A 23,628-nucleotide genomic window follows, 5' to 3' on the forward strand; every position below is an offset into this window, starting at 1 on the left:
CAACCGAGGCCCGCGCCGCTTTGATCACCGACCCCTGGTTCTATGTTGCCGCCGTACCGGCCGTGCTGGTCGCCGGCGTCTCCAAGGGGGGATTCGGCGGCGGCCTGGGCGTCCTGGCGGTCCCCCTGATGGCGCTGACGATCAGCCCGGTGCAGGCGGCGGCTATCATGCTGCCGATCCTTTGCGTCATGGATATCGTCAATGTCTGGACCTACCGCCGCCGGTGGGACCACCGCGCCATGCGCCTCCTCATCGCCGCCGCGATGGTGGGCATCGCGCTTGGTACCGCCACCTTCCACCTGCTCAGTGCCGATGCCATCCGCCTGATCATCGGCGCGGTGGCGCTGGGCTTCACCGGCAACTGGGCCTGGAAGCGGGTGCGTCGGCACGATCCGCCGGCCGCCGGGCACAGCGTCGCCAAGGGCGGGTTCTGGGGCGCGGTGGCGGGCTTCACCAGCTTTGTCGCCCACGCCGGCGGACCGCCGCTCAACGTCTATCTGCTGCCGCTCAAGCTGGACAAGACGGTTTACCAGGCCACGACGGTGATCTTCTTCACCGCCGTCAACTACGTCAAGCTGGTGCCCTACGCCTGGCTCGGCCAGTTGAACACGGGCAACCTGGGGACGGCGCTGGTGCTCATGCCGCTGGCGCCGCTGGGAATCTGGCTGGGGGTGTGGGCGCACGACAGGGTGCGGGAGGACCTGTTCTATCGCGCCGTCTACCTCTTTCTCGCGCTGACGGGCGCCAAGCTGACCTGGGACGGCATTGCGGGCATGGTGGCCTGACACCGCTGGGGCAGGGCCGCTGCCGCTGTTGCGTCGGGCATCCGGGAAATCGGCGCGAAGTAATCCACAAGTCGTAATGCGACAGCGCGTTACCGGTCAGTTTTTCTGTCCCAAGTATGGCCCATACGAACGTATGGCGAAAATTATTCCTTCATTGCAAGTGTTTGGAGGCTCTGGCAGGCTTTCGAAGTCCCGCGCGGTCGGTGGGGTGATTCGCTCAACCGACGCAACGCGCCCGCCGGCCGGAGCGGGCCAACGTTTTCGCCCATCGCGAAACGGGGAGGCATCCATATGGCCGGCGTCATTGTTTTTGTCATTCTTTGCGGCATTCTCGCCGTCGCCTACGGCGGCTATTCCATCCGCGCCATCATCGCGCTGCCCACCGGCACCGAGCGTATGACGGAGATCGCCACGGCGGTGCAGGAGGGCGCTCAGGCCTACCTCAACCGCCAGTACCGCACCATCGCCATCGTCGGTGTCATCATCGGCATCCTGCTGGGCCTGCGGCTCGGCTTCCATGTGGCGGTCGGCTACTTCCTGGGGGCGATCCTCTCGGGCGTGGCCGGCTTCGTCGGCATGCTGGTGAGCGTGCGCGCCAACGTCCGCACTACCGAGGCCGCCCGTTCCGGCGGCCTGAACGATGCGCTGGGCGTGGCCTTCAAGTCGGGCGCGGTCACCGGGATGCTGGTGGTGGGCCTGGGCCTGCTGGGCGTCGCCGTCTACTTCGGCATCCTGCTGTGGGCGGGGCTTGAGGTGCGCGGCGTCATCGAGGCGCTGGTGGCGCTGTCCTTCGGCGCGTCGCTCATCTCCATTTTCGCGCGGCTTGGCGGCGGCATCTTCACCAAGGGCGCCGACGTCGGCGCCGACCTGGTGGGCAAGGTGGAAGCCGGCATTCCCGAGGACGACCCCCGCAACCCCGCCGTCATTGCCGACAACGTGGGCGACAACGTGGGCGACTGCGCCGGCATGGCCGCCGACCTGTTCGAGACCTACGCCGTCACGATCGTCGCGACGATGCTGCTGGGCTCCATCTTCTTCGTCGGCGAGGCGCAGATGGCGACCATGGTCTACCCGCTGCTGATCGGCGGCGTGTGCATCGTGGGCTCGGTTTTCGGCACCTACTTCGTCAAGCTCAAGGGCGACGACACCAACATCATGAAGGCGCTCTACAAGGGCTTCCTGGCCTGCGCGCTCATGTCCTTCGTGCTGATCGTGCTGGCGACTGGCTTCCTGTTCGGGGTTTCCGGCCCTATCGAGGACATCAACGGCCGCTTCGTCTCCGACCTGGACCTGATCGGCTGCGCCGTGGTCGGGCTGGTGGTCACCGGCCTGATCGTCTGGATCACGGAGTACTACACCGGCACCGATTACAAGCCCGTGCGCAGCATCGCCAGAGCGTCCGAGACGGGGCACGGGACCAACGTCATCCAGGGGCTCGCGGTCTCCATGGAGGCGACGGCCCTGCCGGTGATCGTCATCAGCATCGGCATCATCCTCGCCTATGCCCTGGCGGGCCTCTACGGCATCGGCGTGGCGGCGACGACCATGCTGGCGCTGGCGGGCATGGTGGTGGCGCTGGACGCCTACGGCCCCGTCACCGACAACGCCGGCGGCATCGCTGAAATGGCCGACCTGCCCGAGGACGTGCGCAAGATCACCGATGCCCTGGATGCGGTCGGCAACACCACCAAGGCCGTCACCAAGGGCTATGCCATCGGCTCGGCGGGCCTCGCGGCGCTGGTGCTGTTCGCGGCCTATGTGGAAGACCTGAAGCACTACTTCCCCGACATCCCCGTAAATTTCGGCCTGTCCAACCCCTATGTGGTCATCGGCCTGTTCATCGGCGGCCTCATGCCCTACCTGTTCGGTGCGCTGGGCATGCAGGCGGTCGGGCGGGCGGCGTCCGAGGTGGTCAACGAGGTGCGCCGCCAGTTCCGCGAGATTCCGGGCATCATGGAAGGAACGGGCAAGCCGGAATACGGCCGCTGCGTCGATATGCTGACCAAGGCCGCCATCAAGGAAATGGTGGTGCCGTCCATGCTGCCGGTGCTGTCGCCCATCGCGCTCTACCTGCTGGTCTGGGCCTTTGCCGGTCAGGGAGAGGCCTTCACGGCGCTCGGCGCGATGCTGCTGGGGACCATCGTCACGGGCCTGTTCGTCGCCATCTCCATGACCAGCGGCGGCGGCGCCTGGGACAACGCCAAGAAGTACATCGAGGACGGCAACCACGGCGGCAAGGGGTCCGAGGCCCATAAGGCGGCCGTGACGGGCGACACCGTCGGCGACCCCTACAAGGACACCGCCGGCCCGGCCGTGAACCCCATGATCAAGATCACCAACATCGTCGCCATCCTGCTGCTGGCGGTCGTCGCCGGCCTGTGAGGCGGCGGCGAGAGACCAAGGAAAAGGCCCCGGAGCATGTGCTCCGGGGCCTTTCGCCTGAGTGGCGGCGGCGCGGGCCGCGGCCTATTCCTTCTTGAAGCGACCCAGGTTGCCCAGCATCTGCTGCAGGATGGTCTCGTCCTTGCCGGGCGTCGGGGTCTCGCGGTCGACGATGTTGACCTCGCGGCCGGCGGACTTGTCCATGGTCTGGATGTCCTTCACCACGCCATTGGGCGCAAAGGAGATGGCGATCACCTGTCGGTCGAGCTCCTGCGTGGAGCGATAGGCCCACTGTGTGGTCTTGGCACTGATATAGTACCAGGTTTCGTCGCCGAAGCTGGACGTGGTGGACGGCGATCCAAGCATGGAGCGCACCTGCGCCTGCGTATGGGTTCCGGGCTCGATCTGCGACAGCACTTCGGCGGCCGGTTCGTTGCCGCGCGGGTTCACGTCGGCGGCGCAGGCGGCGAGGGCCACGGCAAGTACCGCGGCGGTCGCCAGACGGCCGGCGGCACGGAGGGGGAGGCGGGGGCGGCTGGTCATCGGCGGGTCATCCAGGCTCGGTCATCCAGAAGCTTGTCGCCGCGGCGGTTCTGCGATAAGCATCCGCCCGCGGCCTTGCGTCGTAGTCCTGGTTGCAGCATGTAACACAGAACGGCGACCGACCGGAATACGGTGTGTCCCGCCGCCGCCGTGGCATCGCTGCAGATCCATCCGTCCGCAAGCCCCGTCCCTGTCGAACCCGAGCCGCCCGCATGATCTTCGACCGCTTCTCCGCCACGACCCGCCGCCGCCGCCGCCGTGCCGAGGACCTGTACGTGCGCCTGGTCAACCGGTCGCGCGATCCGTGGTTCTACGACGCCTGCGACGTGCCCGACACGGTCGACGGCCGCTTCGACATGATCGTCATCCACGCGCATCTGCTGTTCCGCCGCCTGGCGGCGCTGGGCGAAGAGGGCGAGTTGCTGTCCCAGGCGGTGTTCGACGTCATGTTCAAGGACATGGACCGATCCTTGCGCGAAATGGGCGTGGGCGACCTGTCGGTGGGCAAGCACGTCAAGGGCATGGCGAAGGCCTTCTACGGCCGGACCCAGCTCTACGAGGAAGGCTTCATCGCCGGGCGCGAGGGCCTCAGGCAGGCGCTGCGCGACAATATCTATCGCAACAGCACCCCGTCGGACGATGCGGTGGAGCGCCTCGCGGCCTATATGGAGCAGACGGCCGCCGCCCTGGCCGACGCGCCAATGGATGCCCTGACCGCCGAGACCGGGCCGTTTCCGCCGCGCGAGGATGCCGCGGCGTGATGTGCCCGACCACCCAGACCTGCGAGAGTCCTGCATGATTACCGGCGAGCCCACTCCGGAATTTTCGCGTCCCGTCCACTCCGACCGCATCCCGCCCGAAGGCGTGGTCGAGACGCTGTCGGCCACGCCCGAGGAGCGCGGCGCCCTGGCCGAACGCTTCGAACTCGAGGCGATCGAGGCGCTTGAAGCGGAAATTCATTTGAAACTTGTCGCCGGTGGTCCCATGGTGCGCCTCGCCGGACGGTTCCGCGCCGATGTGGTGCAGACCTGCGTCGTGACGCTGGAGCCGCTGCCGGCACGGGTCGAGGAAGACTTCGAGATGCTCTTCGGGCCGGAAGCCGACTACAAGCCCGGCCAGGAGATCCACCTGGATGCCGAAGCCGTCGATCCGCCGGAGCCCTTCGGGCCGGGCGGAGTGGTCGATGTCGGCGAAATCGTGGCCGAGCACCTCTCCCTGGCGCTCGACCCGTTCCCGCGCAAGGCCGATGCGGCCGTCGAGGTCCCGGAAGGGATCGAGAAGGACGGCCCCGACGCCCTGCCGAACACCCCCTTCGCGGCCCTTCAGGGCCTGAAGGACAAATTGCGTTGAAACATTCGTGCCCACGGCTTGCCCGGCGAACGCTTTTCCGCTAAATAGGCAGGCTTTCCCGTGGCCCCAAGCTGGAGTTGACAGAAAATGGCCGTTCCCAAGAAGAAGACGTCCCAGTCCCGCCGTGACATGCGCCGCAGCCACCACGCGCTGAGCGCCGCCAACGTGAACGAGTGCTCGAACTGCGGCGAGCAGGTTCGTCCGCACCACGTCTGCACTGCCTGCGGCCACTACGACGGTCGCGAGGTCGTCGCGGGCGCGGAGGCCTGAGGCGCCGATCGAGGCATTTGGTAGAGCCACGGAAGGTGCTAGGCCAGTGAGCGAGCGGCTCACCTTGTCCCTGGATGCCATGGGGGGCGATCACGCCCCTCATATGGTTGTTGAGGGCATGAAGATCGCGCGGAAGCGCTACCCGGATGTCGAGTATGTCCTGTTCGGCGACGAGGGCCGCATTGCGCCCCTCGTGCCGCAGGACATGCGCGACCGGGTGTCCATCCGGCATACCGATCGCGTCATCTCCAACGAGGAAAAACCCTCGCAGGCGGTGCGCACCGGTCGGCAGTCGAGCATGGGGCTTGCCATCAAGGCGGTGAAAGAGGGCGAGGCGGCCGGTGTCGTCTCGGCCGGCAACACCGGAGCCCTGATGGCCATGGCAAAGCTTGCCCTGCGGACCCTGCCGGGGATCGACCGGCCGGCCATCGCGACCCTCATCCCCACGATACGGGGCGAGAGCGTGATGCTGGACCTGGGCGCCAACACCGAGGTCCAGGCCAACAACCTGGTCGAGTTCGCCATCATGGGCGAGGTGTTCTCGCGGTGCCTGCTGGGGCACGTGCAGCCGTCCATCGGCCTCCTGAACATCGGGTCCGAGGACCTGAAGGGGACCGACGCGCTGCGCGAGGCCCACCAGATTCTGCGCGAGCATCCGCTGAACATGCGGTTCCACGGCTTCGTGGAAGGCGACGACATCGGGGCCGGCACCGTGGACGTGGTGGTTACCGACGGGTTCACCGGCAACGTCGCGCTGAAGACGGCCGAGGGCACCGCCAAGCTGTACACCAAGTTCCTCAAGGATGCCTTCGGCAGTTCCGTCCTGGCGCAGATCGGCTATCTGCTCGCCAAGGGGGCGCTGGCGAAGGTACGCCAGCGGACCGATCCGCGGCGCTACAACGGCGCCATGCTGATCGGGCTCAACGGCATCTGCGTCAAGAGTCACGGCGGCACCGACGCGCTGGGCTTCGCCAACGCCATCGGTGTGGCCGTCGATCTGATCAAGAACCGCCTGAACGAGCGCATCCGCGAGGAGTGCGCGCACCTGGCGCAGTCGCCGACCCTGCCGGGTCCGGCGGAGTCATCCTCACCCTCAGCCGCTTCGGGTTAAGCATGATCATTCGCTCCGTCATCGCCGGCTGCGGCTCCTACCTGCCGCAGAGGGTCGTCACGAACGAGGAACTGGCGCAAAAGGTCGACACCACCGATGCGTGGATCGTCGAGCGCACCGGCATCCGTTCGCGACACATCGCCGCCGATGGCGAGACCACGGCGGACCTGGCGACGCATGCCGCCCGGGCGGCCCTGGCGCACGCTGGGATCGACGCCAAGGACGTGGACCTGATCATCCTGGCCACCGCGACGCCCGACAACACGTTTCCCGCCACCGCCAGCAAGGTGCAGGCACGCCTCGGCTGCCTGGGGTCGCCGGCCTTCGACATCCAGGCGGTGTGCTCGGGCTTCGTCTATGCGCTGACCACCGCCGACAATTTCATCAAGGCGGGGCAGGCGAAGTGCGCGCTGGTCATCGGCGCGGAAACCTTCAGCCGCATCCTGGACTGGAACGATCGCGGCACCTGCGTGCTGTTCGGCGACGGTGCCGGCGCCGTGGTCCTGCGGGCGGAGGAAAGCGAGGGCGCCAACACCGACCGCGGCATCCTGTCCACCCACCTGCACTGCGACGGCACGCAGCATGATCTGCTGTACGTCGACGGCGGTCCGTCCTCCACGCAGACCGTCGGCCACCTGCGCATGACCGGCAAGGAGGTTTTCCGCCACGCCGTCGTCAATCTGGCGCAGGTGGTGCAGGAGGCCATCGAGGCCAACGGCATCGAGGCCCACGACATCGACTGGCTGGTGCCCCACCAGGCCAACAAGCGCATCATCGACGGCACGGCGCGCAAGCTGCGCATGGACCCCGACCGGGTCGTGGTGACCGTCGACCACCACGCCAACACCTCGGCCGCCTCCATTCCGCTGGCCTTCGACGAGGCGGTGAAGGACGGGCGAATCCGGCCCGGCCACCTGGTCCTGCTGGAGGCCATGGGCGGCGGGTTCACCTGGGGCTCGGCGCTGGTCCGGATGTGAAACGAAGGGGCGGAACCATATGGTTTCCGCCCCTTTTTCGGTAGCATCCACCCCTTTTGCGCCAGTGTTCGGGTGGATAAGGATCAACCCGCAAGATGTTGATATTGACGCATTTCCCAAAGCGTGCTTCCGTTTAGGGGAGACACAGGGAAGTGGGGCGAAGCCATGTCCGGAAGAACCATTACCCGCGCGCAGCTGAGCGAACGGGTCTACGAGGAAGTGGGTCTGTCGCGAAACGAGTCCGCCGAGCTTCTGGAAATGGTGCTCGACGAGATCTCGACCGCCCTGTCCGAGGGCGAGGCCGTGAAGATCTCGTCCTTCGGCAGCTTTTCCGTCCGCCAGAAGGGCGAGCGCATCGGCCGCAATCCCAAGACCGGCGAGGAGGTGCCCATCCTGCCGCGCAAGGTCCTGGTCTTCCGGCCGTCGCAGCTTCTGAAGAGCCAGATCAACGACAGCGCCAAGAACGGGTCCGGCCAGCATCATTGAGCGGGCGACGGAGCCGGCGCCGGCGCGTCACGAAAAGGACCGATTAGATGACCGAGTCGACGGACGCGCGCCGTAACGGGGCGAAGTCCGAAGCGGCCTTTCGCACCATCAGCGAGGTGGCTTCCGAGCTGGACGTTCCGCAACACGTCCTGCGCTTCTGGGAAACCAAGTTCACCCAGATCCGCCCCATGAAGCGCGGTGGCGGCCGGCGCTACTACCGGCCCGAGGACGTGGTCCTGCTGCGCCGCATCCGGGCGCTGCTCTACGATGACGGCCTGACCATCAAGGGCGTGCAGAAGTTGCTGCGGGAAAAGGGCGTCAAGGCGCTCATGGCCGACGAGCAGCCCCTGCCCGCGACGCTGGAGAAGGTGGAAGCCGCCGCCGAGGCCCGCCAGCAGGCTGGCGAGGCGCCGAAGGAGGAGCAGGCGCCCGACACCGCCACGCAGGCCGACGACCGCTCGCCCCGCCTGCCATTCGCCGCCGCGCCCGAGCCAGAGGGCGAGCGTCCGGCCCCCGCCGCCGAGGCCGGGCCGGCGCCCGAGCCGGAGACGACGTCGGCGCGTCCGGCGCTCAGTGCCGAAGACCGCCGCGAGCTGGAAGCGGCGCTGGCCGAACTGGTGGGTCTGCGGGATGAGCTGCAGGCTGAACTGCGGCGTCAGGAAGCGGCCTGAAGATATTGAAACACAGGGGGTTTCGCAAAACGGCGAAGCCCCCTAAATTTCTTCAAACAAGGCGTTGCCAAGCGGCGGGGGTGCCGCTATAGTGCGCGCCTCTTCAGGGGGCTCCCTGAAGCGAGACTTGGTCCCGGAGCGTAGCGCAGCCTGGTAGCGCACTTGACTGGGGGTCAAGGGGTCGTGGGTTCGAATCCCGCCGCTCCGACCATTTCTCGACGACAGCTGAGTGTTTCCGCACTCGACCCGAAGGGCGTCCGCACAGGGCGCCCTTCGTCGTCGTTGGTGCCTTGGGATGAATTGGGTGTGCTTATGATGGTACTGCTGCTTCTGCTCGCGGCCGTATGGGCCGGTGTCTTCGCCATCGCGCGCCTGGTGGCGCCGACGGCGGCGTCCGCCCTTGGGGCGTCCGCCTTCGTCGCCTTCCTGGGCGGGCAGGTCGCGGCCGCCGACTATGGCCTGTGGTGGGGCCACATGCTGACCGCAGTCGCCGCCGCCGGTATCCTGGCCTTCCTCGCCATGACCGTGCGGAGCCGCCTGCGCGGCTGATGTCCCGCCAGCGGTCGAAAGACGATGGAAAAGGGCGTCCCGCCGGGGCGCCCTTTTTTCATTGGTCCGCCCGACGGCGCCGAGGGTAGAACGGACGCAACCGCCGTCTGCGCCTTCCGGAGCCCGTCATGCCCGCCCTCTACGCCGCCATTACGCCCCACGGGTACGGCCATGGGGCCATCACCGTGCAAGTCCTTTCGGCGCTGGCCGAAGCCGTTCCCGGCCTGCGCCTCGGGGTGGTCGGCGGACCGCCCGAGCCATGGGTGCGTGCTCGGCTGCCGGTGCGGCCCGTCCTGCACGACAGGGCCATCGCCGACCCAGGCATGGTCAACAGCGACCCGAACACGGTCGATCCAGAGGCCAGCCTGGCCCGCTACCAGGAGCTGTTCCAGCGGTTCGAGGCCGTGGTCGCCGAGGAAATGGACCGCCAGCGCGCCTTCGCGCCGGACTTGGTGGTGTCCAACGTCGGCTTCGTGCCGCTGGAGGCGGCACGGCGGCTGGGTCTTCCGGCCGTCGCGCTGGCCCCGTTCCACTGGGGGCAGATCTTCGGCGCATACTGTGGCGCCATGCCCGGCGGCCGGAGCATCCTGGAGCGCCTGGAGGCCATCTATTCCGCCTGCGACCTGCTTCTCGCCACCACGCCCTTCGTGCCCATGGCGGAGGGCATTCCGGCGCGCGCCGTGGGGCCGATCTGCGCCAGGGCGGCGCCTCGGCGGGCGGCGCTCGAAGCGACGCTGGGCGTTGCGGAGGGAAGCCGCCTGGCGCTGATCACCATGGGCCGCGTCGGCGGCCCGTTGCCCGTGGATGCGTGGCCGCGCTTCCCGGGTTGGCGGCTGATCCACCGCGGGCCGGACACCTGCGCCGGGCATCCCGACATGGTGCAGGGGGACAACCTGCCGTTCACGTTTCCCGAACTCGTGGCGTCCGTCGACGCCGTCGTGACCAAGCCGGGATACGGTACGGTCACGGAATGTGCCTGCGCCGGCACGCCCCTTCTGTACCGATCCCGCAATGATTGGCCGGAAACGCCGCACATGATGAGCTGGGCCGCCCGCCATGTGGCGGTGGAGGAAATCGACGACGCCGCCTTCAGGTCCGGGCAATTCCACAAAAAACTACAGGCGGTGTTGCAGGCACCGCGGCCTGCGCCGGCGTCTCCCACCGGTGTTGCCGAGTCCGTGGAGTTGCTGCGTCCCTACCTGTCGTAGAAGTCGTCGGGCGCGGCTTCTGGCGGGGTTCCGGCGGCGCGAACCGAGGCGCGGCCGAGCGGGGTCAGCTTGCAGACCAGCCAGTCGGGCTTGAGCGGGTTGGCGAACCACGGCTCCGCCAGGCCCTTGTCGATGCAGCGGCGGATCATGGCGGCGTTGACCTTGCGTCCGTTGCGGTCGAACAACGGAAGCTTGCCGCCCGGCTGCGCCAAACCGCGTGCCAGCCAGCGATGTTGTGCCGGTGTCAAGGCGACCGGAGTCGGAGCGTCTTCATTGGCTGAAGCGTTGACCTTAACACCCTGATCACTCACCATTTTCCCAGACCCCATCGGCGTGCGTCCCCCTCAAGCCGGGCATCACGCCGGAGTCTATGGGCAGGAGGGAGAGGAGTCCATGTCGAGGCCCGTACTCATCTACATGACAGCCGGTTCCACCGAGGAGGCCAAGAAGGTCGGCCGAGTGCTCGTGGAGGAACGCCTGGCGGCGTGCGTCAACATCCTGGGCGGCATGACGTCCCTTTACTGGTGGGACGGCGCGGTGCAGGAGGACGACGAGGTGGCCTTCATCGCCAAGACCCGCCAGGGCATGGTCGACGATGTCATTGCCCGGGTGAAGGAAGTCCATTCCTACGACTGCCCCTGCGTCGTCTCCGTTTCCATCGACGACGGCAATGCCGACTTCCTGCAGTGGATTCAGGAAATGACGTCGCAGTTTCCCGGTCACTCGACAACTGGGCGCTGAGCCGGCCTCAGACGTCGTGCGGCAGGTCGGTGCGCCGGCAGTCCACGGTGAAGCAACTGCCGTGGTCGACCCGCGAACTGACGAACACCCGGTGGCCGAGCAGGCGGCACAGGCGCTCCACGATTGCGAGGCCGAGGCCCAGGCCTTCGCTGCGGTCGTGGGCCTTGGTGCCGACCTGCACGAACTCCTGCCAGATGCGGTCGAGGTCGTCGGACTCCATGCCGACGCCGCTGTCCACCACCTGCAGCCACACCCGGTCGCCGCGCAGCCGGGCGCCCAGCACCACGCCGCCGGCGTCGGTGTAGCGGAGCGCGTTGCCGATCAGGTTGCGCAGCACGCGCTCCAACAGGATCGGGTCGCTCTCCACGGCCACGTCCGGCGCCACCACGTTGAGCCGAAGGTCCCGGTCGAGCGCCTGCGGTCCGAACTCGGCCGCCAGCCCGTCGAGCAGGGCCCGCACCGGCACCGGCTGGAAACTGGGCGTCACCGTGCCGGCCTCCAGCTTGGAAACGTCCAGCACCGACCGCACCAGGTGGCGCAGTGAGTCCTGGGTGCGCCGCAACTCCGCAAGCAGCGACTCGCCACGGGTGGACAGCGGTTCCGCCGCCAACAGGCCGGCGAACATCTCGGCTGCCTGCAAGGGCTGGAGCATGTCGTGACCGGCGGCGGCCAGGAACTTCGACTTGGCCAGGTTGGCCTTGTCGGCCTCGGCCTTGGCGTCTGCCAGGTCGCGTGTGCGGGCGGCGACCCGCTGTTCCAGTGTCTCGTTCGCGCGGCGCAGATGCTCGGCCATGCGCTCGATGTGGTCGAACTGGGTTTGCGTGCGCCGGACCATGGGACGGAAGATCAGCAGCGCCTCCAGCAGGATCGTCAGCAGCGTCAGCGTGACCACCGCGATCTCCAGCCGCCGCAGGGTCTCGTAGGCTTCCTCGCCGTCCAACTGATACTGAAGCACGACCTGATCCAGGGACTCGAGCAAGGGGCCGGGACCTTGGGTCAGGATGTAGGCGACCGCCGGATGCTCCGGCGTCAGGTCGTCGGGCGCGGCTTCGACCACCTGTTCGGCGGCATGTATGTAGCGCAGCACGCGCTGGTGCAGGGACGGCTCGCCGGAAAAGTACAGGGCCGAGATTGCCGGGCTGGTGGGGCCGGGCACGTCCAGGACCTCGCTACCATAGGCCAGGCCGTGATGGGCGCGGCGGAACGTGTTCACCGTCTCGGCCAGCTCCGCCACGCATTGGGCGCGGGCACGGAGGCATTCGCCGTCGGCCAGCGAATCGGCGTACAGCGCGATCCGCTGGCTGAGCATGCGCTGCCGGCCCGAGATGTTCACCACCGCCAGCGTTCTGTCATAGGCCGCCGCCATGGCCTGGAAGGCCGCCAGACCCGAAACCGCCAGCAGGGCCACCGCCGCCAGGGCCAGCACATAGCGGCGCGTCATCCAGGCCGATGGTCGGTCCGAAGGTACTGTATTGGGGCGAATGGTTTCTCGGCGGGGCTGGGAGGTCATGGTGCTCTCTTGATCGAGGTGAAACCGCGGCAATCCGCCGGTTTCGGCGGAAATGGCAGCTAAGGTGTTGAAAACTCCAATCCCGAGCGGCGCAGTAGGACTAAAATCCGAGCAATCCCCTCAGTTGATATGCGGTCTTTTCGGCAGTACAAAGGTGCTAGAAACGCTTCGTGCCGGAGGCCGTCATGGCCGTAACCAATACCGCAGTATCGGATCAGAAGGTGACCCGCCGGGGCCTGTTCCGCCGCTTGGCCGGGGCGCGCACCGTCGAGGCCGTGCGGCCGCCGGGCGCCCTGCCTGAGCGGCGGTTCCTGGACGCCTGCAGCGGCTGCGGCGACTGCGCCGATGCCTGCCCGACCGGCGTCATTGTCATGGCCTCTGGCGTGCCGGAAGTCAATTTTTCCAAGGCCGGTTGCGAGTTCTGCGGCGCCTGCGCCGATGCCTGCCGCCCCGGCGCCATCCGCCCGGCCACCGAGGCCGCGCCCGGCCCGGCCTGGACGCACGGCATCGAGATCGGCGCCGGCTGCCTATCGGCGGCGGGCGTGGTCTGCCGGGTCTGCGGCGAGCAGTGCGAGGCCGGCGCCATCCGTTTTGGTCTTTCCGTCGGCGGCCGCTCCTCGCCCGAGCTGGTCACCGACCTTTGCACCGGCTGCGGTGCCTGCGTCGGGCCGTGCCCGGCGGGGGCCGTCGCCGTGACCTTCGCCGCCTGAGGAGGGGACGCGACCCATGCGCACGGGACGCTTTGAACGCACCGAACCCGAGGCGCCGCCGCTGAACGCGGCGCTCGTCAACATTTGCGGGCTGCTGGTGCACGCCCGCCCGGACCGCAGCGCGGCCCTGTCCGAGCGCCTGGGCGCGACGACGGGCTGCGAGGTCCACGCCGCCACCGGCGACGGCCGTCTGGTCGTCGTGGTGGAGGACACGGAGGAGGCCAGCGCGCTGGACCGCATCCGTCAGATCAACGACTGGGACGGGGTGGCGGCGTCCTCCCTCGTCTTCCATCACTTCGAGGACGCCAAGGCCCTGGAAGGGGAGATCGAGGCATGAAGACCACCCGCCGCACGTTCATCAAGGCCAACGCCGCCGCCGCCACCGCCGCCGTGGCGGGCGTCAGCCTTCCCGCCGGCGCCGCCAAGGCCGCCACCGGCAGCAACGACATCAAGTGGGACAAGGGCGTGTGCCGCTTCTGCGGCACCGGCTGCGGCGTGCTGATCGGCACCAAGGACGACCGCATCGTCGCCACGCAGGGCGACCCGGATGCGCCCGTCAACAAGGGCCTGAACTGCATCAAGGGCTACTTCCTGTCCAAGATCATGTACGGCAAGGACCGCCTGACCCAGCCCATGCTGCGCAAGTCGGGCGGCGTGTACGACAAGGAGGGCGATTTCGAGCCGGTGTCGTGGGACGAAGCCTTCGACATCATGGCCGAGAAGTGGAAGCAGACCCTGAAGGAAAAGGGCCCGACGGCCATCGGCATGTTCGGGTCCGGCCAGTGGACGGTGTGGGAAGGCTACGCCGCTGCCAAGCTGTTCAAGGCCGGGTTCCGCTCCAACAACATCGACCCCAACGCGCGCCACTGCATGGCGTCGGCCGTCGCCGGCTTCATGCGCACGTTCGGCATCGACGAGCCCATGGGCTGCTATGACGACCTGGAGCACGCCGACGCCTTCGTGCTGTGGGGCTCCAACATGGCGGAGATGCACCCCATCCTGTGGTCGCGCCTCACCGACCGCCGCCTGACGCACTCGGGCTGCAAGGTCGCCGTGCTGTCGACCTTCGAGCACCGCAGCTTCGAGCTGGCGGACCTGCCGATCCTGTTCACGCCCCAGTCGGACCTGGCGATCCTGAACTTCGTCGCCAACTACATCATCCAGAACGACGCGGTGAACTGGGACTTCGTCAACGCCCACACGAACTTCCGCAAGGGCGCGACGGACATCGGCTATGGCCTGCGTCCCGAACACCCGCTGGAACAGGCCGCCGCCAACGCCGACAAGGCCGGCGCGTCCGAGGCCATCGACTTCGAGACCTTTGCGGCCTTCGTCGCCGACTACACGGTGGAGAAGACCTCCGAGATCTCGGGCGTGCCGGAGAAGGACCTGATCGCGCTGGCGAAGCTGTACGCCGATCCGTCCAAGAAGGTCGTCTCCTACTGGACCATGGGCTTCAACCAGCACACTCGCGGCACCTGGGCCAACAACCTCGTCTACAACATTCACCTTCTGACCGGTAAGATCAGCGAGCCTGGCAACGGCCCGTTCTCCCTGACCGGCCAGCCGTCGGCCTGCGGCACCGCCCGCGAGGTGGGCACCTTCGCCCACCGTCTGCCGGCCGATATGGTGGTCATGAACCCCGACCACCGCGCCTATGCCGAAAAGATCTGGAAGCTGCCGACGGGCCTGATCCCGGAAAAGCCCGGCTACCACGCCGTGCTGCAGAACCGCATGCTCAAGGACGGCAAGCTCAACGTCTACTGGGTCCAGTGCAACAACAACATGCAGGCGGCGCCCAACCTGAACGAGGAGACCTATCCGGGCTACCGCAATCCCGAGAACTTCATCGTGGTCTCGGACCCGTACCCGACGGTCACCGCCCTGTCCGCCGACCTGATCCTGCCCACCGCGATGTGGGCGGAGAAGGAAGGCGCCTACGGCAACGCCGAGCGCCGCACCCAGTTCTGGCGCCAGCAGGTCAGCCCGCCGAACGGCGCAAAGTCCGACCTGTGGCAGCTGGTGGAGTTCTCCAAGCGCTTCACCACCGACGAGGTGTGGCCGGCCGAAATGCTGGACGCCAACCCCGAATACCGCGGCAAGACGCTCTATGACGTGCTGTACGCCAACGGCCAGGTGGACGCCTATCCGCTGACGGAACTGGCCGACGACCAGCTCAACGACGAGGCCCGCGACTTCGGCTTCTACATCCAGAAGGGCCTGTTCGAGGAATATGCCATCTTCGGCCGCGGCAAGGCCCACGACCTGGCACCCTTCGACATATACCACCAGTCGCGCGGCCTGCGCTGGCCGGTGGTGGACGACCAGGAGACCCTCTGGCGCTTCCGCAAGGGCTACGACCCCTATGTCAACGGCGACAAAAAGGTGGAGTTCTACGGCAAGCCCGACGGCCGCGCGGTGATCTTCGCGCTGCCCTACGAGCCGCCTGCCGAGGTGCCCGACGACGAGTACGACCTGTGGCTGGTGACCGGGCGCGTGCTGGAGCACTGGCACTCCGGTTCCATGACCCGGCGGGTGCCCGAGCTGCACCGCTCCTTCCCCAACGCGGTGGTGTACATGCATCCGCTTGACGCCAAGGAACGCGGCCTGCGGCGCGGCCAGCCGGTCGAGCTTCAAACCCGCCGCGGCAAGGTGACCACCACGGTGGAAACCCGCGGGCGCAACAAGCCGCCCAAGGGCGTGGTGTACATCCCCTGGTTCGACGAGAGCCAGCTGGTGAACAAGCTCACCCTCGACGCGACCTGCCCGATCTCCAAGGAGACGGACTTCAAGAAGGCCGCCTGCCGTGTGGTGAAGGCCTGAGCGCAGGTGCGCGGAGAGTGACGGGCGGCGGCCCGGGAAAACCCTGAACCGCCGCCCGCCCCCTCCCGAGAGGGGATGCAAGAGATGACGACACGCAAGGGAACAGGACAGGGCGGCCCCAGCCGCCGCGCCATGCTCACCGGCACCGCCAAGGCGGCCGGTGTGGCGGCGGTCTTCGGGCTGGGCCTGCACACCATCGTCGCCGGACAGGCCACGGTGAAGGCCGCCCAGGCCCTGCGGCCGCCGGGCGCCCTGGCCGACGAGCGGGACTTTCTGGCCGCCTGCACCCGCTGCGGCCTGTGCGTCCGCGCCTGCCCGTACGACACGCTCAAGCTGGCCGGGGTGGCCGACGAGGCGCCCATCGGCACGCCCTTCTTCACGGCACGCGACGTGCCTTGCGAGATGTGCGAGGACATCCCCTGCGTCGTCGCCTGCCCGACGGGCGCCCTGGACCACGGCCTGACCGACATCACCAATGCGGACATGGGCGTCGCGGTGCTCATCGACCGCACCACCTGCCTCAACATGCTGGGCCTGCGGTGCGACGTCTGCTACCGCGTCTGCCCCATGATCGACGAGGCGATTACGCTGGAGATGCGGCCCAACACCCGCACCGGCGTCCATGCCATCTTCGAACCCACCGTCCACCCCGACGCCTGCACCGGCTGCGGCAAGTGCGAGAAGGCCTGCGTGCTGCCCGAGGCCGCCGCCATCAAGGTGCTGCCGCGCGAGGTGGCCCTGGGCTCCTCGGCCGAGCACTACCGGCTGGGCTGGGAGGAAAAGCGCAAGAAGGGCGAGGCGCTCATCCCGGACACCATCGACCTGCCGGACCGGGGCTATTCACAGGACCATGTTGAGAGCACGCCCTCGGGCGGGCTGAAAGGCTTCAAGCCATGAGCAAGACGCCGAAAAATGCCGCCGCCCGCGACATCGTCACGCCGCAGGACCCGGCCCGCCTGGCCGTCGCCGCCAAGGGACGCCTGCGCGCCAGCAAGTGGCTTCTGCTGCGCCGGGTGAGCCAGGCGCTCGCCCTGGTGCTGTTCCTGACGGGCCCGCTGCTTGGCGTGTGGATCATGCGCGGCACGCTGGCCTCCAGCGAGATGCTGGGCGTCGTGCCCTTCACCGACCCGCTGGTGTTCCTCCAGTCGCTGGCGGCGGGACATGGACTGATCGCCACCGCCTGGATTGGCGCGGCGCTTCTGGTGGCGCTGTACGTCGTGGTTGGCGGCCGGGCCTTCTGCTCGTGGGTCTGCCCGGTGAACGTGCTGACCGACGGCGCCCATCGGCTGCGCGTGCGGCTCGGCATCAAGCAGGGTCTGCAGATCTCGCGTTCCGCCCGCCTGTGGGCGCTGGCCGCCGTGGTGGCCGTCTCCGCGCTCGCCGGCTCCATGGCGTGGGAGGTGGTGAACCCCGTCACCCTGCTGCACCGCGAGCTGGTGTTCGGAGTGGTGTTCACCGGCTCGCTCGCCTGGATGCTGATCGGCGGTGTGGTGCTGTTCGACATCTTCGCTGCCAACCGCGGCTGGTGCGGGCACCTGTGCCCGGTGGGCGCGGCCTATGGCCTGATCGGCACCGCCAGCCTGACGCGGGTCTCCGCCAAGGCGCGGAACGCCTGCGATAAGTGCATGGCCTGCTACCACGTCTGCCCGGAGCCGCACGTCATCAACCCCGCGCTGAAGGGAGGGCAGGGCGAGACGCCCGTCATCCTGTCGCGCGACTGCACCAACTGCGGGCGCTGCATAGACATCTGCCACCGCAACGTCTTCGCCTTCACCCATCGGTTCGACCACCGCAGGGCCGAACCCGCCAACGACACCGAACCCAAGTCCCGCCCGGCCGCGCCGGCCGCCGCCGAATGACTTCTTCGACAGGGGAGAACCCGAGATGAACCGCTTCCAGAAGATCCTCACCACCGCCGGCGCCGGTCTCGTGGCGCTGGGCCTCGCCTTCGCCGCCACCGCCGCCGGCCCGGATGCCAGCGTGCAAAGCCTGCGCGGCCCGGTCGCCGTCGACGCCCAGGATGCCAAGCCGGACATCCACGGCGTGGAGGAGGGCAAGAGCTTCGGCCGCGCCTACCGCCAGCAGCCGCCGCTGATCCCGCACCGCATCGACAAGTACGAGGTCGACCTGAAGACCAACCAGTGCATGAGCTGCCATGACTGGCCGTTCAACACCGACTTCGGCGCGCCCAAGGTTTCCGAGACCCACTACGTCGACCGTCAGGGCAACCGCCTGGACGACGTGGCGCGCACCCGCTGGTTCTGCACCCAGTGCCACGTGCCCCAGATGGACGCGCCGGAGCTGGTGGAGAACACCTTCGAGCCGGCTCGCGACTGATCCCCGCAAGGCTCTGATTTTGTTGTAAGGAGGGACGAGAAATGTCCAATGATCAGGATCGCAAGCCGACCTTCATCAAGCGGCTCTGGGGCTGGTTCTGGGGCCCGGCCGGCGCCATCTCGCTGGGCGTGCTGCTGGTGGGCGGCTTCATCGCCGGCATCGTCTTCTGGGGCGGTTTCCACACCGCCATGGAGATGACCAACAACGAGGAGTTCTGCATCTCCTGCCACGAGATGGGCGACAACGTCTATGTCGAGTACGCGGGCACGGTGCACGACCAGAACGCCTCGGGCGTGCGGGCGACCTGCCCGGACTGCCACGTGCCGCACGAGTGGCAGCACAAGGTGGTGCGCAAGATCCAGGCGACGCGCGAGCTGTGGCACACCGCGCTCGGCACCATCGACACGCCCGAGAAGTTCGAGTCCAAGCGCCTGGAACTGGCGCAGAACGTGTGGCGGGCCATGAAGGAAACCGACAGCCGCGAATGCCGCAACTGTCACGATTTCGACGCCATGGACGTCACCCTTCAGTCCAAGCGCGCCCGTGAGAACCACTTGCGCGCCACCGACGAGGGCCTGACCTGCATCGACTGCCACAAGGGCATCGCGCACGAGCTGCCCAAGGGCGCCTACGGCATCAACCCGGAGTTGGTCTACCGCCACGCCAACCCGAAGCCGGACGCCAAGCCGGAGGGGTGATCGTCCGTCCAACCGCCGCCGGGCCTGTCCCTCCTGGGCCCGGCGGACCTGAGACTCAACCGGAGTTCGCCGCCATGGCGCCGTCGCTGACCGATCTTCTTGGCCGCCGCATCACCTACCTGCGCCTGTCGGTGACGGAGCGCTGCGACTTCCGTTGCCACTACTGCATTGCCGAGGACCAGGCCTTCGCGCCCAAGTCCCGCGTGCTGTCGATCGAGGAACTGGGACAGGTGGCCGACGCCTTCCTGGACCTGGGCGTCACCGACATCCGCCTGACGGGCGGCGAGCCGCTGACCCGCAAGGGCCTGCCGGCGCTGCTCGATCACCTGGGCCGACGGCGCGCGGAAGGCCGCCTCAAGGCGCTGACGCTGACCACCAACGGCAGCATGCTGGAAGGCTTCGTGCCCCTGCTGGCGCAGTCCGGTGTCGGGCGTGTCAACGTGTCGCTGGATACCGTCGACGACGCCCTGTTCTCGCGTATCACCCGGCGCGGCGACCTGTCGGCCGTGATGTCCGGAATCAGCGCGGCGAAGGCGGCCGGGATGGGCGTGAAGCTGAACTGCGTGGTGCAGAAGGGTGTAAATGACAGCCCGCATCACATTGACAGGCTTATTGAATTCGCCGCCGCGCGTGGCCACGACCTGACCTTCATCGAGGTCATGCCCATCGGCCCGGCGGCCTTCGATTTCCACCGCCACTACCGCCCCATGGATGACCTGAAGGCAGAGCTTGCGCGCCGTTGGACGCTGCTTCCCGACGCCCACCGCACACCCGGCCCGTCGCGTTACTGGCGGTGTGTGGAGACCGGCGGGCGCATCGGCTTCATTGCCGCCACCAGCGCCTGCTTCTGCGCCGGCTGCAACCGCGTGCGGGTCGCGTCGGACGGAATGCTCTACCCCTGTCTCGGCCAGGATCACGCCGTTGACCTGCGCGTGCCGCTGCGCTCGGCCGAGCCCGATGCGCTGAAGGGCGCCATCGCCCGCGCCATCGGCCTCAAGCCCGACGGCCACCGCTTCCACGACGGCGCGACGCCCGGCCGCGCCATGAATGCGACGGGCGGGTGAGGCGCCCTGTGGCTGACGGGTTGCGGGTATAGCCACCAAGACACGAAGAACACCAAGAAACCGCGCCCGTCTGCCGCGACGGTGGCTCGATCATGCGGGCCGTCAGGGCCGCCTCATTACGAATGCCCGCGGCGCCGCTGATCCGACAGCGGCGCCGTTGGCACAATCTCTTGGTGTCCTTCGTGTCTTGGTGGCTTCACCGCACCATGGCGCGGCACTGCGCATTCACTCCGCCGCCACGCGCACCTCGGCCGCCAAATCCTCTTCCCGCGCGAAGGTCATGCCGAAGCGGTTGGCGAGGAAGTCGGGCAGGGCGATGTCCTCCTGCTTCACGAAACCCTTTTGCGCGATGCGGCCGGCCGCCAGCAGGTCCAGCACCGCGCAGACGCCCGAAGCCGTCGCCGTCTGGATGCCGGAGTAGGTGACGCCGGCGATCTCGCGGCCGTAGATCTTGTTGGCGTAGCATTCCTGCATCAGCCGCCCGTTCTTGCGTCCGCTGACGGTGACGAACACCAGGATCACGTCCTGCATGGTGCCGGGGATGGCGTGCTCCAGGATGTCCTTCAGCACGTCGCGCCGGTCGCCCAGGCGCAGGTCGTGGAGCAGCGCCTTCATGATGTCGCGGTGGCCGGGGTAGCGCACGGACTTGTAGTTCATGGCGCGCACCTTGCCGGCCAGGGTCTCGCACAGGGTGCCGAGCCCGCCGGAGGTGTTGAAGGCCTCGTACTTCATGCCGTCGAGGGAGAATTCCTCGCGTTCCTCCAGCGGCGGGACCTGGACGGCGCGGCCGTTCACGATGGCGTCGCAGGGCTCCAGGTATTCATTGATGACGCCCTCGGTGGACCAGGTAAGGTTGTAGTTCAGCGCGTTCGTCGGGTACTTGGGCAGGGCGCCGACGCGCATCCCCACCGTGTCCAGCTCGTTGAAGCGCCGGCACAGGTCGTGGGTGACGATGGAGATGAAGCCGGGCGCCAGGCCGCTCTGGGGGATGAAGGCGGTCCCGGCGCCCTCGGCCAGCTTCTTCACCGCGCGGGTGCTGGCGACGTCCTCCGTCAGATCCAGGTAATGCACGCCCGTATCCCGCGCCGATTCCGCCACTGCCACGGTCAGGTCGTAGGGCAGGGCGGAGATGACGGCGTAGTGGCCTTTCATGGCGGCCCGCAGCCCCGCCGGGTCGGTGGCGTCAACCACCTGCTTCCGCACGGCCTCGCGCTGCGGCAGGCGGTCGAGGATGCTCTGGTGGCGATCGCCGACGGTGACGCGGTAGTCGCCGCTGTTGCTGAGGAAGTCGCAGATGGTCTCGCCGATCTTGCCGCCGCCGAGCACGAGGATGTCGCGCATGAAACCTCTCCTGATCCGGTCCGTGATGTCGAGGCCGGTGCATCGCCGACCACGCATGTAGGCCTATTGTCGGCGGCAGGAGTGTCGATTTGAAGCCGCCAACCTGACAGAATGTCGGCAATGATGCGTCAATCCGACGGAGCCACCGGCAAAATGACCCTGGACCCCCTCGACCGCCGCCTTCTGGAGTGCCTGCGCCGCAACGCCCGCGCGAGCACCGCCGCCCTGGCGCGGGACCTGAACACCTCGCGCTCCACCATTCAGGGCCGGCTCAGGCGCTTGGAGGAGACCGGCGTCATCGCCGGCTATACCGTGCGGCTGGGGGAGGAGACGGCGCGGCGCATGATCCGCGCCCATGTGCTGCTGAGCGTCGATCCCAAGCAGGCGGCCGCGGTGGTGACGGCGCTGAAACGCATGACGGAGGTCCGCGCCCTGCACACCATCAGCGGCCTGCACGACATGATCGCCGTGGTCGCCGCCGAGACCATGGAGGCCATGGACGCCCTGGTGGACACCATCGGCGCGCTGCCGGGGGTGGAGCGGACCACGACGTCCATCCTCATGACCACCAAGTTCGAGCGATAGAGAAAACCGATCAAAAATACCGCGAATTCCGTCTCGCAACTGAGAACGATTCGCAGCACAGTGGTCCCTGTCTGAACCACCGCATCCACGGGAACCAGCCGCCATGCGCAGCCTGATCAAGACCGCCACCTTCGCCGCCGTTCACTTCGCCGTGGCGTTCTCGGTCGCCTACGCGCTGACCGGCAGCCTTGCCATCTCCGGCGCGCTCGCCCTGGTGGAGCCCATGGTCAACACGGTCGCCTACTTCTTTCACGAACGTATCTGGGAGGCCGCGGACCGGCTGAACCTGGGCCCGCTGGCCCGGCGCTACTCGGTTTTGGCGGCGAACCGCCCCACCAGCGCCTTGGCGTCGGCGTAAAGAACCTGGCCGTTTTCCGTGCGGTCGATCCAGTCGGCGATGACCGGCCGGGTCGCCTGCGCCCACCGGTCACGCTGGTCGGGCGTGAGCGTGTGGAAGGAATGGCCGGCCTCCTTCGCCGCCTGCCGCGCCGGAGCCTCCGCCGCATCCCAGGCCCTGCCGACGGCCTCCGCCAGGGCTGCGCCCGAGTTGGCGTCGATGACGGCCTTCAGGTCGTCGGGCAAGTTGGCGTAGGTGGCGTTGTTCATGGCGAACAGAAAGGTCGCAGTGTAGAGGTTGGATTCCAGGTGATGGCGCGTCAGTTCGTTGATGCGCAGCGGGGCGACCACCTCCCACGGCAGCAGGGCGCCGTCCACCACGCCGCGCTCCAGTGCCTCGTAGGTGGCGGGCACGGGCATCCCGACGGGCACGGCGCCCAGCGCCTCCAGCGCCCGGCCGATGGGCTGGGAGGGCAGGCGGACCTTCATGCCCTCCAGGTCCTCCATGGCCGTCACCGGGTCCTCGCGCATGTGCAGCGTGCCCGGCGCGTGGACGTGCAGGACCAGCGGATGAACGTCGGCGTATTCGTCGCGCAGGTGTAGCTCGTAGAACGCCCACAGCGCCCGGCTTCCGGCCTCGGCGCCGGGCACCATGAAGGGCAGCTCGAAGACCTCCGTCTTCGGGAACCGGCCGGGGGTGTAGCCGGGCAGGGTCCACACCACGTCCGCCACGCCCGTTCGCACCTGGTCGATGAGCTGCGGCGGCCGGCCGCCCAACTGCATGGCCGGATAGATTTCCACGGCGATGCGCCCGTCCGAGTCCGCCTCCACGGCCTCGGCCCAGGGCTCGATAAGCTGCGTCTGGGCTGTGGAGGAGGGCGGCAGGAAGTGGGCGACGCGCAGGGTCACCTCCGGTTCCGTCCGGGCCGTGGCCGGCAGGGCGGCGGACAGTCCCAGGGCGGCGGCCATCAGGCCGATGAGGGCCGAGCGGCGCGTCTTCTGCATCATCCTGTCGTCTCCGGGCGTTCTTGGGTGCCGGCAGGGTAAGGGGCCCGCCGGCCGGCGTCCAGCGCCCCGTAAGGGTGGCGCATCGGCTGACGCATCTTATGTGAGAGGGACTTACATCCCCTTCTTTAACTGGTTTCAGCGCG

General features: G+C 67.9%; 27 protein-coding genes and 1 tRNA gene. 23 read left to right on the forward strand and 5 right to left on the reverse strand.

The features are described from left to right. Positions 1-20: 20 nt before the first annotated feature. On the forward strand, positions 21-785 hold the full coding sequence (locus tag LG334_RS10680) for a sulfite exporter TauE/SafE family protein (RefSeq protein ID WP_404385933.1): 765 nt from the start codon (positions 21-23) through the stop codon (positions 783-785). Between the two features lie 291 nt (positions 786-1,076). Further along, on the forward strand, positions 1,077-3,167 hold the full coding sequence (locus LG334_RS10685) for a sodium-translocating pyrophosphatase (protein WP_404385935.1): 2,091 nt from the start codon (positions 1,077-1,079) through the stop codon (positions 3,165-3,167). Between the two features lie 84 nt (positions 3,168-3,251). Here the strand turns inward: LG334_RS10685 and LG334_RS10690 are convergent, their stop codons facing one another. Then, entirely contained in the window at positions 3,252-3,710 is a 459-nt protein-coding gene (locus tag LG334_RS10690) for an outer membrane protein assembly factor BamE (RefSeq protein ID WP_404385937.1), read from the reverse strand. A gap of 212 nt (positions 3,711-3,922) precedes the next feature. On the opposite strand from LG334_RS10690, the gene LG334_RS10695 reads away from it, so the two are divergent. From LG334_RS10695 to LG334_RS10740, 10 genes are all read left to right on the forward strand, one after another. Then, positions 3,923-4,471, forward strand: a complete 549-nt coding sequence (locus LG334_RS10695) for a ubiquinol-cytochrome C chaperone family protein (RefSeq protein WP_404385939.1) — start codon at positions 3,923-3,925, stop codon at positions 4,469-4,471. A gap of 34 nt (positions 4,472-4,505) precedes the next feature. Further along, on the forward strand, positions 4,506-5,060 hold the full coding sequence (locus tag LG334_RS10700) for a YceD family protein (RefSeq protein WP_404385941.1): 555 nt from the start codon (positions 4,506-4,508) through the stop codon (positions 5,058-5,060). Positions 5,061-5,147: 87 nt separating this feature from the next. Next, positions 5,148-5,330, forward strand: coding sequence for a 50S ribosomal protein L32 (rpmF, locus tag LG334_RS10705; protein WP_009539794.1), 183 nt, complete (start codon positions 5,148-5,150; stop codon positions 5,328-5,330). 46 nt (positions 5,331-5,376) lie between these two features. After that, positions 5,377-6,441 carry a phosphate acyltransferase PlsX gene (plsX, locus tag LG334_RS10710; RefSeq protein WP_404385943.1) on the forward strand — a complete coding sequence of 355 codons (1,065 nt, stop codon included), beginning with the start codon at positions 5,377-5,379 and terminating at the stop codon, positions 6,439-6,441. A 5-nt stretch (positions 6,442-6,446) separates the two neighbouring features. Continuing rightward, the gene (locus LG334_RS10715) at positions 6,447-7,418 is read left to right on the forward strand and encodes a beta-ketoacyl-ACP synthase III (protein ID WP_404386352.1); all 972 of its coding nucleotides are present in this window, start codon (positions 6,447-6,449) and stop codon (positions 7,416-7,418) included. Positions 7,419-7,583: 165 nt separating this feature from the next. Continuing rightward, the gene (locus LG334_RS10720; RefSeq protein ID WP_009539797.1) at positions 7,584-7,904 is read left to right on the forward strand and encodes an integration host factor subunit alpha; all 321 of its coding nucleotides are present in this window, start codon (positions 7,584-7,586) and stop codon (positions 7,902-7,904) included. 47 nt (positions 7,905-7,951) lie between these two features. Then, positions 7,952-8,575 carry a MerR family transcriptional regulator gene (locus tag LG334_RS10725; RefSeq protein WP_404385945.1) on the forward strand — a complete coding sequence of 208 codons (624 nt, stop codon included), beginning with the start codon at positions 7,952-7,954 and terminating at the stop codon, positions 8,573-8,575. A 134-nt stretch (positions 8,576-8,709) separates the two neighbouring features. Then, positions 8,710-8,786: transfer RNA gene (locus LG334_RS10730), tRNA-Pro, on the forward strand. A gap of 101 nt (positions 8,787-8,887) precedes the next feature. Further along, complete coding sequence (locus tag LG334_RS10735) at positions 8,888-9,124, forward strand: hypothetical protein (protein ID WP_404385947.1); 237 nt, start codon at positions 8,888-8,890, stop codon at positions 9,122-9,124. A 128-nt stretch (positions 9,125-9,252) separates the two neighbouring features. Continuing rightward, positions 9,253-10,332: a hypothetical protein gene (locus LG334_RS10740; RefSeq protein ID WP_404385949.1), complete on the forward strand. Its 1,080-nt coding sequence runs from the start codon at positions 9,253-9,255 to the stop codon at positions 10,330-10,332. Here LG334_RS10740 and LG334_RS10745 read toward each other — a convergent pair. Further along, a complete protein-coding gene (locus LG334_RS10745; protein ID WP_404385951.1) occupies positions 10,320-10,580 on the reverse strand; it encodes a hypothetical protein in 261 nt (86 codons plus the stop codon). The genes LG334_RS10740 and LG334_RS10745 overlap by 13 nt on opposite strands. Before the next feature lie 145 nt (positions 10,581-10,725). Between LG334_RS10745 and cutA the strand changes: the two genes are divergently transcribed. Beyond that, entirely contained in the window at positions 10,726-11,073 is a 348-nt protein-coding gene (gene cutA / locus LG334_RS10750; protein ID WP_404385953.1) for a divalent-cation tolerance protein CutA, read from the forward strand. Positions 11,074-11,080: 7 nt separating this feature from the next. On the opposite strand, the gene LG334_RS10755 is transcribed toward cutA, so the two are convergent. Continuing rightward, on the reverse strand, positions 11,081-12,514 hold the full coding sequence (locus tag LG334_RS10755) for an ATP-binding protein (RefSeq protein WP_404385955.1): 1,434 nt from the start codon (positions 12,512-12,514) through the stop codon (positions 11,081-11,083). A 254-nt stretch (positions 12,515-12,768) separates the two neighbouring features. Here LG334_RS10755 and napF point away from each other — a divergent pair, with 254 nt between their 5' ends. The 8 genes from napF to moaA all read left to right on the forward strand — a co-directional run bounded on the left by napF (position 12,769) and on the right by moaA (position 20,215). Next, positions 12,769-13,293, forward strand: a complete 525-nt coding sequence (gene napF / locus LG334_RS10760) for a ferredoxin-type protein NapF (protein WP_404385957.1) — start codon at positions 12,769-12,771, stop codon at positions 13,291-13,293. 16 nt (positions 13,294-13,309) lie between these two features. Further along, a complete protein-coding gene (locus tag LG334_RS10765) occupies positions 13,310-13,630 on the forward strand; it encodes a chaperone NapD (RefSeq protein WP_404385959.1) in 321 nt (106 codons plus the stop codon). Beyond that, positions 13,627-16,116 carry a nitrate reductase catalytic subunit NapA gene (gene napA / locus LG334_RS10770; protein WP_404385961.1) on the forward strand — a complete coding sequence of 830 codons (2,490 nt, stop codon included), beginning with the start codon at positions 13,627-13,629 and terminating at the stop codon, positions 16,114-16,116. The genes LG334_RS10765 and napA overlap by 4 nt, the downstream gene beginning before the upstream one ends. A gap of 84 nt (positions 16,117-16,200) precedes the next feature. Continuing rightward, complete coding sequence (gene napG, locus LG334_RS10775; RefSeq protein ID WP_404385963.1) at positions 16,201-17,013, forward strand: ferredoxin-type protein NapG; 813 nt, start codon at positions 16,201-16,203, stop codon at positions 17,011-17,013. Beyond that, positions 17,010-17,975 (forward strand): quinol dehydrogenase ferredoxin subunit NapH, encoded by a 966-nt coding sequence (gene napH / locus LG334_RS10780; RefSeq protein WP_404385965.1) that lies wholly within the window; start codon positions 17,010-17,012, stop codon positions 17,973-17,975. Before napG ends, napH begins: the two co-directional genes overlap by 4 nt. 25 nt (positions 17,976-18,000) lie before the next feature. Continuing rightward, entirely contained in the window at positions 18,001-18,453 is a 453-nt protein-coding gene (locus tag LG334_RS10785; RefSeq protein WP_404385967.1) for a nitrate reductase cytochrome c-type subunit, read from the forward strand. 41 nt (positions 18,454-18,494) lie between these two features. Next, positions 18,495-19,151: a NapC/NirT family cytochrome c gene (locus LG334_RS10790; protein ID WP_404385969.1), complete on the forward strand. Its 657-nt coding sequence runs from the start codon at positions 18,495-18,497 to the stop codon at positions 19,149-19,151. A gap of 74 nt (positions 19,152-19,225) precedes the next feature. Next, a complete protein-coding gene (gene moaA / locus LG334_RS10795) occupies positions 19,226-20,215 on the forward strand; it encodes a GTP 3',8-cyclase MoaA (RefSeq protein ID WP_404385971.1) in 990 nt (329 codons plus the stop codon). A 225-nt stretch (positions 20,216-20,440) separates the two neighbouring features. On the opposite strand, the gene LG334_RS10800 is transcribed toward moaA, so the two are convergent. Continuing rightward, the gene (locus LG334_RS10800) at positions 20,441-21,556 is read right to left on the reverse strand and encodes a saccharopine dehydrogenase family protein (RefSeq protein WP_404385973.1); all 1,116 of its coding nucleotides are present in this window, start codon (positions 21,554-21,556) and stop codon (positions 20,441-20,443) included. A 153-nt stretch (positions 21,557-21,709) separates the two neighbouring features. Here LG334_RS10800 and LG334_RS10805 point away from each other — a divergent pair, with 153 nt between their 5' ends. Further along, positions 21,710-22,141, forward strand: coding sequence for an Lrp/AsnC family transcriptional regulator (locus LG334_RS10805; RefSeq protein ID WP_404385975.1), 432 nt, complete (start codon positions 21,710-21,712; stop codon positions 22,139-22,141). A gap of 103 nt (positions 22,142-22,244) precedes the next feature. Next, the gene (locus tag LG334_RS10810; protein ID WP_404385977.1) at positions 22,245-22,499 is read left to right on the forward strand and encodes a DUF2061 domain-containing protein; all 255 of its coding nucleotides are present in this window, start codon (positions 22,245-22,247) and stop codon (positions 22,497-22,499) included. On the opposite strand, the gene LG334_RS10815 is transcribed toward LG334_RS10810, so the two are convergent. After that, complete coding sequence (locus tag LG334_RS10815) at positions 22,448-23,485, reverse strand: TRAP transporter substrate-binding protein (protein ID WP_404385979.1); 1,038 nt, start codon at positions 23,483-23,485, stop codon at positions 22,448-22,450. The genes LG334_RS10810 and LG334_RS10815 overlap by 52 nt on opposite strands. Positions 23,486-23,628 lie beyond the last annotated feature (143 nt).

Origin of the sequence: Caenispirillum salinarum (genome assembly GCF_044803115.1) — a bacterium.
Classification (GTDB): Bacteria; Pseudomonadota; Alphaproteobacteria; order Rhodospirillales; family Rhodospirillaceae; genus Caenispirillum; species Caenispirillum salinarum_A.

Excerpts from the sequence above, each read along its gene's own strand:
- LG334_RS10690 (WP_404385937.1), bottom strand. The coding sequence starts at position 3,710 with ATGACCAGCCGCCCCCGCCTCCCCCTCCGTGCCGCCGGCCGTCTGGCG.
- rpmF (WP_009539794.1), top strand. The coding sequence starts at position 5,148 with ATGGCCGTTCCCAAGAAGAAGACGTCCCAGTCCCGCCGTGACATGCGC.
- napF (WP_404385957.1), top strand. The coding sequence starts at position 12,769 with ATGGCCGTAACCAATACCGCAGTATCGGATCAGAAGGTGACCCGCCGG.
- napG (WP_404385963.1), top strand. The coding sequence starts at position 16,201 with ATGACGACACGCAAGGGAACAGGACAGGGCGGCCCCAGCCGCCGCGCC.
- LG334_RS10735 (WP_404385947.1), top strand. The coding sequence starts at position 8,888 with ATGATGGTACTGCTGCTTCTGCTCGCGGCCGTATGGGCCGGTGTCTTC.
- LG334_RS10720 (WP_009539797.1), top strand. The coding sequence starts at position 7,584 with ATGTCCGGAAGAACCATTACCCGCGCGCAGCTGAGCGAACGGGTCTAC.
- LG334_RS10815 (WP_404385979.1), bottom strand. The coding sequence starts at position 23,485 with ATGATGCAGAAGACGCGCCGCTCGGCCCTCATCGGCCTGATGGCCGCC.
- LG334_RS10765 (WP_404385959.1), top strand. The coding sequence starts at position 13,310 with ATGCGCACGGGACGCTTTGAACGCACCGAACCCGAGGCGCCGCCGCTG.
- LG334_RS10700 (WP_404385941.1), top strand. The coding sequence starts at position 4,506 with ATGATTACCGGCGAGCCCACTCCGGAATTTTCGCGTCCCGTCCACTCC.
- LG334_RS10755 (WP_404385955.1), bottom strand. The coding sequence starts at position 12,514 with ATGACGCGCCGCTATGTGCTGGCCCTGGCGGCGGTGGCCCTGCTGGCG.
- LG334_RS10800 (WP_404385973.1), bottom strand. The coding sequence starts at position 21,556 with ATGCGCGACATCCTCGTGCTCGGCGGCGGCAAGATCGGCGAGACCATC.
- cutA (WP_404385953.1), top strand. The coding sequence starts at position 10,726 with ATGTCGAGGCCCGTACTCATCTACATGACAGCCGGTTCCACCGAGGAG.
- LG334_RS10695 (WP_404385939.1), top strand. The coding sequence starts at position 3,923 with ATGATCTTCGACCGCTTCTCCGCCACGACCCGCCGCCGCCGCCGCCGT.
- LG334_RS10725 (WP_404385945.1), top strand. The coding sequence starts at position 7,952 with ATGACCGAGTCGACGGACGCGCGCCGTAACGGGGCGAAGTCCGAAGCG.
- LG334_RS10685 (WP_404385935.1), top strand. The coding sequence starts at position 1,077 with ATGGCCGGCGTCATTGTTTTTGTCATTCTTTGCGGCATTCTCGCCGTC.
- LG334_RS10810 (WP_404385977.1), top strand. The coding sequence starts at position 22,245 with ATGCGCAGCCTGATCAAGACCGCCACCTTCGCCGCCGTTCACTTCGCC.
- napA (WP_404385961.1), top strand. The coding sequence starts at position 13,627 with ATGAAGACCACCCGCCGCACGTTCATCAAGGCCAACGCCGCCGCCGCC.
- LG334_RS10790 (WP_404385969.1), top strand. The coding sequence starts at position 18,495 with ATGTCCAATGATCAGGATCGCAAGCCGACCTTCATCAAGCGGCTCTGG.
- LG334_RS10785 (WP_404385967.1), top strand. The coding sequence starts at position 18,001 with ATGAACCGCTTCCAGAAGATCCTCACCACCGCCGGCGCCGGTCTCGTG.
- LG334_RS10740 (WP_404385949.1), top strand. The coding sequence starts at position 9,253 with ATGCCCGCCCTCTACGCCGCCATTACGCCCCACGGGTACGGCCATGGG.
- napH (WP_404385965.1), top strand. The coding sequence starts at position 17,010 with ATGAGCAAGACGCCGAAAAATGCCGCCGCCCGCGACATCGTCACGCCG.
- moaA (WP_404385971.1), top strand. The coding sequence starts at position 19,226 with ATGGCGCCGTCGCTGACCGATCTTCTTGGCCGCCGCATCACCTACCTG.
- LG334_RS10805 (WP_404385975.1), top strand. The coding sequence starts at position 21,710 with ATGACCCTGGACCCCCTCGACCGCCGCCTTCTGGAGTGCCTGCGCCGC.